8 protein-coding genes are annotated in these 7700 nt (G+C 71.2%); 3 read left to right on the top strand and 5 right to left on the bottom strand.

From position 1 onward, the window contains the following. Positions 1 to 314 precede the first annotated feature (314 nt). Complete coding sequence (locus ACZ4YL_RS40615; protein WP_468123485.1) at positions 315 to 1313, bottom strand: YncE family protein; 999 nt, start codon at positions 1311 to 1313, stop codon at positions 315 to 317. A 76-nt stretch (positions 1314 to 1389) separates the two neighbouring features. On the opposite strand from ACZ4YL_RS40615, the gene ACZ4YL_RS40610 reads away from it, so the two are divergent. Together ACZ4YL_RS40610 and ACZ4YL_RS40605 are read left to right on the top strand one after the other, a co-directional pair. After that, on the top strand, positions 1390 to 2082 hold the full coding sequence (locus ACZ4YL_RS40610; RefSeq protein ID WP_468123484.1) for a GDSL-type esterase/lipase family protein: 693 nt from the start codon (positions 1390 to 1392) through the stop codon (positions 2080 to 2082). Between the two features lie 59 nt (positions 2083 to 2141). Then, on the top strand, positions 2142 to 3131 hold the full coding sequence (locus ACZ4YL_RS40605) for an aldo/keto reductase (RefSeq protein WP_468123482.1): 990 nt from the start codon (positions 2142 to 2144) through the stop codon (positions 3129 to 3131). 190 nt (positions 3132 to 3321) lie between these two features. Here the strand turns inward: ACZ4YL_RS40605 and thpR are convergent, their stop codons facing one another. From thpR to ACZ4YL_RS40590, 3 genes are all read right to left on the bottom strand, one after another. Beyond that, positions 3322 to 3876, bottom strand: coding sequence for an RNA 2',3'-cyclic phosphodiesterase (gene thpR / locus ACZ4YL_RS40600; RefSeq protein WP_468123480.1), 555 nt, complete (start codon positions 3874 to 3876; stop codon positions 3322 to 3324). A 166-nt stretch (positions 3877 to 4042) separates the two neighbouring features. Then, a complete protein-coding gene (locus tag ACZ4YL_RS40595; RefSeq protein ID WP_468123479.1) occupies positions 4043 to 5401 on the bottom strand; it encodes an MFS transporter in 1359 nt (452 codons plus the stop codon). A gap of 26 nt (positions 5402 to 5427) precedes the next feature. Continuing rightward, positions 5428 to 5865, bottom strand: a complete 438-nt coding sequence (locus tag ACZ4YL_RS40590; RefSeq protein ID WP_030010566.1) for a MarR family winged helix-turn-helix transcriptional regulator — start codon at positions 5863 to 5865, stop codon at positions 5428 to 5430. A gap of 130 nt (positions 5866 to 5995) precedes the next feature. Here ACZ4YL_RS40590 and ACZ4YL_RS40585 point away from each other — a divergent pair, with 130 nt between their 5' ends. Next, a complete protein-coding gene (locus tag ACZ4YL_RS40585) occupies positions 5996 to 6178 on the top strand; it encodes a hypothetical protein (RefSeq protein ID WP_030010567.1) in 183 nt (60 codons plus the stop codon). Here the strand turns inward: ACZ4YL_RS40585 and ACZ4YL_RS40580 are convergent, their stop codons facing one another. Beyond that, on the bottom strand, positions 6179 to 7642 hold the full coding sequence (locus ACZ4YL_RS40580; RefSeq protein WP_468123477.1) for an NCS2 family permease: 1464 nt from the start codon (positions 7640 to 7642) through the stop codon (positions 6179 to 6181). Positions 7643 to 7700: the final 58 nt, after the last annotated feature.

Here is a 7700-nt window from a genome sequence, read left to right as displayed (position 1 = left end):
TTTGTCTCCCTTGCGCTCCTTTCGATCTACCCTTCCCCCCCCGCCCCCCCCCTCCCCCCCCCCCCCCCCCCCCCCCCCCCCCCCCCCCCCCCCCCCCCCCCCAACGGCGCGGGCGCCGAACCGTCTGGTTTCCGGCGCGGCGCCGCTGCCGGGGGCGCTGCCCCCGGACCCCCGCGCCTCAAACGCCGGCGAGGCTGGATGGGCCCGGAGGGGCTGGGTTGGCGTGGCGAAGCCGGATGGGCCCGGCGAGGCCGGATGGGCCCGGCGAGGCCGGATGGGCCCGGAGGCGCTGGATGGGCCCGGAGGGGCCGGATTCAGCGGCGGCGGCGGAAGAGGCGTTTGGCGCCGAAAACCAGGGCCAGGCCGCCCGCGAGGAGGAGGGCTCCCTTGCCGAAGCTGCCCGTCAGATCCGGCGTGGAGGCCGCCTCCGAAGGGGCACCCGGCTGCGGCGAGGCCGACGCGGCGGCGACCGGCACCGCGATGACCCGGCTGCCCTCGCCCTCCGCGCCGAACATCAGCGTGGAGCCGTCCGGCGAATACGTCACCGACTCCGCCTGGCCCTGCCACGGCGCGTCCACCCGCTCGCCCTCACCCACCGGCAGGCCGTCCTTCCACGGGTAGGTGCGGGCCGTGAAGTAGCCCCGCAGCGTCAGCCGGGTGCCGTCGGGGGAGAACGCCCCGTCCGTCACCCACGGCACGGCAGCGACCCGCCGGAACACGTTCGTGCCCCCCGTCGTCAGCTCCGCGGGACCCTCGTACAGGCCGCCCTTGTTCTCGTCCTTGCTCGCGATGTAGACGCGTCCCGTCACCGGATGGACCATCAGGGCCTCCGCGTTGCGCGCCCCGTCCGCGTACTTCACCGTGAACTGCGTGGCCTCGACCGTGACATCGCCCAGTTGCTTCGGTTCGGGGAAGCGGTAGATCCACACGTGGTCCCAGGTGCCGTTGCGGTTGTCGCCGATGTCCCCGACGTAGAGCTGCCCGTCCGGGCCCAGCGAGATCGCCTCGACGTCGCGCGGCTTCCCGATCCCCGTCAGCGTCACGCGGGCCACCGTCCTGCCCGATGCCGAGTCCACCGCGTAGATGTACGGCCCGTCGTCGCTGTCGTTGTGCGTCCAGTACACGCCGGGGTGGATCCGGCTGGCGGCCAGGCCGCTCGACTCCTTGATCCGTGGGTCGGAGATGGTGAAGGAGGACGTGGCGGGGATGTCCGCGGCGAGGGCCGGGCCCGGCAGCACGGCGAGTGCGGCGGCGACGGCGGCGGTGACGGCAACGGCGGCGGACGCGGCGGCGGACGGCATGGGCAGGCGCATTCCCCCAGCCTGCCAGTACGTGCCGCGTGTCCGGCGTCACAGGGGTTTCTGTCGCGCGATCCGCGATGATGACCGGATGCGTTTCATGTTCGTCGGCGACTCCATGACCATCGGACGCGCCGGCGACTACACCTGGCGCTACCGGATGTGGCAGCACCTCAGCTCGACCTTCGGCGGTCCCTACCGGATCGTCGGTCCGCGCTGCGAGCTGTACGACACCGTCGCCGACACGCCCACCAGCCACGCGTACGCCGACCCGGGCTTCCCGGAGCGTGCCCGCCGCCATCTGGCCGGCTGGGGCGAGGGCTGGCAGCACATGGCCCCCCTCATAGGCCCCGCGGTCGCCGACACCGGCGCCGACGTCCTGCTGGTCTCCCTCGGGCTGATCGACCTCGGCTTCTACACCGACGCCGAGCAGACCGCCGCCAACGCCCGCCGGTTCGTCGCCGCGGCCCGCGCCGCCCGCCCCGCCGTCCGCATGGTCCTGCTGCCGGTCATCCCGAACAGCCGGGCCGAGGAGGACGCCCCCTTCGCGGCCGAGGTGGCCCGCTTCAACGAGCTCCTCGCGAAGGCGGTCGCCGACCTGACGACCGACGCCTCGCCGATCCTGCTGGCCGCGCGCCCGGACGCGTACGACATCCACCGCGACACCTACGACGGCACTCACCCGAACGCCTCGGGCGAGCACCGGCTGGCGGGTGAGTTCGCGGCCGTCCTGCACCAGGCGTGGGGGATCGGCGGCCCCTACCGGCCCGCGCAGGCGCTGTAACACGCCCTTCACGGCAGGGTCTTGCTTCGAGCGCACTCGAAGCAGTTGGCTAGTGCCCCATGAAGTACACGCAGCTCGGACGCACCGGCCTCAAGGTCAGCCGACTCGTTCTCGGCACCATGAACTTCGGCCCCCAGACCGGGGAGCCCGAAAGTCACTCGATCATGGACTCCGCCCTCGACGCGGGCATCAACTACTTCGACACTGCCAATGTGTACGGGTGGGGCGAGAACAAGGGCCGCACCGAGGAGATCATCGGCACCTGGTTCGCCCAGGGCGGCGACCGCCGCGAGAAGACGGTCCTCGCCACCAAGGTGTACGGCTCCATGTACCGCGAGGCCGACACCTGGCCCAACTACGACCGCCTGTCGGCGCTGAACATCCGGCGGGCCGTCGACGCCAGCCTCAAGCGGCTCCAGACCGACTACATCGACGTATACCAGTTCCACCACGTGGACCGGCTGACCCCCTTCGAGGAGATCTGGCAGGCCGTCGAGGTCCTGGTCCAGCAGGGCAAGATCCTCTACGCGGGCTCCTCCAACTTCCCCGGCTGGAAGATCGCCCAGGCCAACGAGACCGCGGCCCGCCACGGCCGGCTCGGCCTGGTCAGCGAGCAGTGCATCTACAACCTCGCTGAGCGGCGCGCGGAGATGGAGGTCATCCCGGCGGCCCAGGAGTACGGCCTCGGGGTCATCCCGTGGTCCCCGCTCCACGGTGGCCTGCTGGGCGGGGTCATCAAGAAGGAGGTCGAGGGCGGCCGCCGCGCCTCCGGCCGGTCGGCGGACGCGCTGGCGAACACCGCCGTACGCGCGCAGGTGCAGGCGTACGAGGACCTGCTGGACAAGCACGGCCTGGAGCCGGGCGAGGTCGGGCTGGCCTGGCTGCTGACGCGCCCCGGGGTCACCGGGCCGATCGTCGGGCCGCGTACGCAGGAACAGCTCGACTCGGCGCTGCGCGCGGCGGAGCTGGAGCTCTCGCAGGAGGTCCTGGCGGGCCTGGACGAGATCTTCCCCGGTCCCGGGGCGTCGCCGGAGGCCTTCGCCTGGTAGGTCCTGCCCGGGGCAGGACACCCCCAAGGGGCTACTGGCCGACGGCGGCGGCCACGGCCACGACGACGAACATCAGTACGAGCACACCGGCCATCACGCGGTTTCTGGTTTTGGGATCCACCCGTCGAGCCTAACGCGGCCCGCCCGCTCTCCCGCACGCCCCCCGGCTCCGGCCGGGGGGCGTGCGGGTTCAGCCGCCGAGCGGCCAGGCCCCGACGGTCTCGTAGCGGGGCTGTTCGCCCGGCACCCCGCTGACGGGGAGGTTGCTGCGGACCAGGCTGAGCGTGTCGACCTGCCAGGGCGTGCCCTCGAAGTCCGCCAGGGCGTCCAGGTAGGGCCGCAGCGGGGTGGTGGCGCTGCGGCTGCGGGCCAGGGTGAGGTGCGGGGTGTACCGGTGGTGCTGCTCCATCGGTACACCGGCCCGCCGGGCGGCGGCGTCGGCCCGTTCGGCGAGCATCCGCAGGGCGGCGAGCTCCCCGGCGGCGCCGGCCCACAGGGCGCGCTCCCCGAAGTGGCCGCAGCCGTGCAGCCGCAGTGCGAAGGGGGGTGTGCGGTGGGCGGCCCGCTCCAGGCGGGTGTGCAGCTCCGGGAGCACCTCGTCCCGTACCTCGCCCATGAAGGCGAGCGTGAAGTGCCAGCCCGCTCGCGCGGTCCACGTCAGGTGGTCGTCGTGCAGAGGGTCGACGGCCTGGGCCAGCTCGGCGACGGCCGCGTCCGGCGGGAGGACGGCTGCGAACAGTCTCATGCGGCGAGCGTAGCCGTGCGCGGCGCCGTTGTCGGGGGCTCTGCCCCCGAACCCCCGCGCCTCAATCGCCGGCGAGGCTACATTTCAGCCCCTCCGGCGTTTGAGGAGCGGGGTTCGGGGCGGAGCCCCGGTCTTTTCAGCCTCGCCGGCGCGGAGCCCGGCGGGGTCAGGCCACCGTCACCAGTTCGGGGTGGCGCGGGACGGCCGGGACGAAGGTCACGCCGCGGCGGTTCACCCGCAGCCGGAGGTTGCCGACACGGGCCAGGACCACCGCGATCGCGACCGAGGCGGCGAGGGAGATCACCGCGCCCGAGGCCATGCCGATCCGGGCGCCGTAGGTGTCCGTGATCCAGCCCAGCAGCGGGGCGCCCAGCGGGGTGCCGCCGGTGAACACCATCATGAACAGGGCCATGACCCGGCCCCGCATCTCGGGGTCGGTCGCCATCTGCACGCTGGAGTTGGCCGTGACGTTGACCGTCAGGCCGAAGATCCCGATGGGGACGAGCAGGGCGGCGAACAGCCAGAAGCCGGGTGCGAAGGCGGTCACCAGGAGCAGGACCGAGAACAGCACGGCCGCGGCCACCAGCACCCGCAGGCGGGACTGTCCGCGCCGGGCCGCGAGCAGGGCGCCCGCCAGGGAGCCGGCCGCGATCAGGGTGTTGAAGAGCCCGTACGTGCCCGCGTCCCCGTGGAAGACGTCGCTGACGTAGGCCGAGAGCCAGATCGGGAAGTTGAACCCGAAGGTGCCGATGAAGCCCACGAGCACGATCGGCCAGATCAGCTCCGGGCGGCCGGCGACGTAGCGCAGGCCTTCGCGCAGCTGCCCCTTGGCGCGGGGCCTCGGCTCGACCGGGTGCAGTTCGTGGGTCCGCATCATCAGCAGGCCGGCGAGGGGCGCGGCGAAGGACAGTCCGTTCAGCAGGAAGGCCCAGCCGGAGCCGACGGCGGTGATCAGCACACCGGCGATCGCCGGGCCGACCAGCCGCGCGGACTGGAAGTTGGCCGAGTTCAGGCTGACGGCGTTGGCCACCTGCTCCTTGCCGACCATCTCGGATACGAAGGTCTGCCGGGCCGGGTTGTCGACCACGGTGACCAGGCCGATCGCGAATGCGGCGAGGTAGACGTGCCACACCTGGACGTGTCCGGCCAGGGTGAGGACGGCGAGGGCGATGCCGGTCAGGCCCATCGCGCTCTGGGTGGCGAGGAGCAGCGGCCGCTTGGGCAGCCGGTCGGCGAGTACGCCGCCGTAGAGGCCGAACATCAGCATCGGCAGGAACTGCAGGGCGATGGTGATGCCGACGGCGGAGGCGGAGCCGGTCAGCGAGAGGACCAGCCAGTCCTGGGCGATGCGCTGCATCCAGGTGCCCGTGTTGGACACGACCTGGCCGGTGGCGAAGAGCCGGTAGTTACGGATCTTCAGCGAGCTGAACATGGAGCCCTTGCTCGCGGGTGCCGCGACGGGCGCGGCGGTAGAGGGGGTGGATATGTGGCCGGGTGCGGAATCTGCTCCGGTTCCCGTACTCAAAAGCGTTCGCCTCCTGGCGTCGTTCCTTACAGGTGCGCGAGCTTCTCCAGGACGGGGGCGGCCGCGCGCAGCTTGGCCCATTCGTCCTCGGTCAGCTCGGCAGCGAGCCCGGCCAGGAAGGCGTTGCGCTTGCGGCGGCTCTCTTCGAGCATCGCTTCGGCCTCCTCCGTCTGGCGGACCACCTTTTGGCGGCGGTCGTCGGGGTGCGGTTCCAGCGTGACCAGTCCCTTGGCTTCCAGCAACGCGACGATGCGCGTCATCGACGGCGGCTGGACGTGCTCCCGCCGCGCGAGCTCGCCGGGTGTGGCCTGGCCGCAGCGGGCGAGGGTGCCGAGGACCGACATCTCGGTCGGGCTCAGCGACTCGTCGACGCGCTGGTGCTTCAGGCGTCGCCCCAGCCGCATGACGGCGGAGCGGAGGTCGTTCACGGCGGCTGCGTCGTCGCCATGGGAAAGGTCATGCATGTGTTTAGGGTAACTCATTACTCTTCCTAAGGAAAACCGGTTTGCCGGCTCACACCCGGGGTCACTCATACGGGTGAGTCGGCGGCTGAAAGCGACACGCGTACGCACCCTGTGCCCCGACTCTTTCGGCATGGGGACACATGTGCTGAGCATGCGCATAGACGGGGAGCTCCTCGACAGGCTCCGGATCCACGCCGCCAAACGCGGAATGAGCGTCCAGGACTATGTGGTCCGGACGCTCATTCGCGATGACTTCGACGAGCGCTTCAAGGCGGCCGTCGACGAGACAGAGAAGTTCTACGGGCTGACGTAGCTACTGGCCGAGGCCGAGGGCGGGCATCGCGTAGTAGAAGACGAACACCGCCGACACCACGTACATGGCCACCGGGACCCCGCGGCCCCGGCCGGTCGCCAGGCGCAGCGCGCAGAAGCTCACGAAGCCGATGCCGATGCCGTTGGTGATCGAGTAGGTGAAGGGCATCATCACCATGGCCAGGAAGGCCGGGACGGCGATGGTGAAGTCGCTCCAGTCGATGTCCTTGACCGAGCCCGCCAGGATCAGGAAGCCGACCGCCACGAGCGCCGGGGTGGCCGCCTGGGACGGGACCATGGTGGCGAGCGGGGTGAAGAACAGCGCCACGGCGAAGAGGCTGCCCGTCACGACGTTCGCCAGACCCGTACGGGCGCCCTCGCCGACCCCGGCCGTGGACTCCACGAAGCAGGTGGTCGCGGAGGAGGACGTGGCGCCGCCCGAGGCGACCGCCAGGCCGTCGACCAGCAGGACCCGGTTGATCCCGGGGAACTCGCCGGTCTTCTTGTCGATCAGCTTCGCCTCGTCGCCGACGCCGAGGATCGTGCCCATGGCGTCGAAGAAGCAGGACAGCAGCACGGTGAAGACGAAGAGGATGCCGGTGAGCATTCCGACCTTGCCGAAGCCGCCGAACAGGCTGACCTCGCCGACGAGCCCGAAATCGGGCGCGGCCACCGGGTTGCCGGGCCATTCGGGGACCGTCAGGCCCCAGCCCGAGTCGGGCAGCTTCGCGATCAGCTGGACCACGACGGCGACAACGGTCATGGCCACGATGGAGATCAGGATCGCGCCCGGGACCTTGCGGATCAGCAGGGCGAGCGTGAGCAGCACGCCGATCACGAAGATCAGGACCGGCCAGCCGTCCAGGTGACCGGTGGCGCCGAGCTGCAGCGGGACCGTGGTGTGCGCGGCGTCCGGGATGCGGGAGACGAAGCCCGCGTCGACCAGGCCGATCAGCATGATGAACAGGCCGATGCCGATGGCGATGCCCTTGCGCAGGCCCAGCGGCACGGCGCTCATGACCCGCTCGCGCAGGCCGGTGGCGACCAGCAGCATCACCACGAAGCCGGCCAGGACCACCATGCCCATGGCGTCGGGCCAGCTCATGCGGGGGGCGAGCTGGAGCGCGACGACCGTGTTGACGCCGAGGCCGGCGGCGAGCGCGATCGGGACGTTGCCGATGACACCCATGAGGAGGGTGGTGAAGGCCGCCGTCAGGACGGTGGCCGTCACCAGCTGACCGCCGTCGAGCTGGTGCCCGTACATGTCCTTCGCGCTGCCCAGGATGATCGGGTTCAGCACGATGATGTACGCCATGGCGAAGAAGGTCGCGAAGCCGCCGCGGACCTCGCGGGCAAGGGTCGAGCCGCGCTCGGAGACCTTGAAATAGCGGTCCAGCGGGCCGGAGGGTTCCTGGGGGGAAGGCTCCGGGGCGATGGCTGCGGGGGCGGGGGCCGGGGTACTCATACGGTCCTCATTGGGTGGTTCATACGAAGAAAATGGGCCGCGCCCAAACCGTTTCAGT

The sequence above is a fragment of the Streptomyces sp. NPDC030021 genome, from assembly GCF_055574035.1.
Note: the sequence above shows the minus strand (reverse complement) of the source record. Positions and strands in the feature narration are given on the sequence as shown.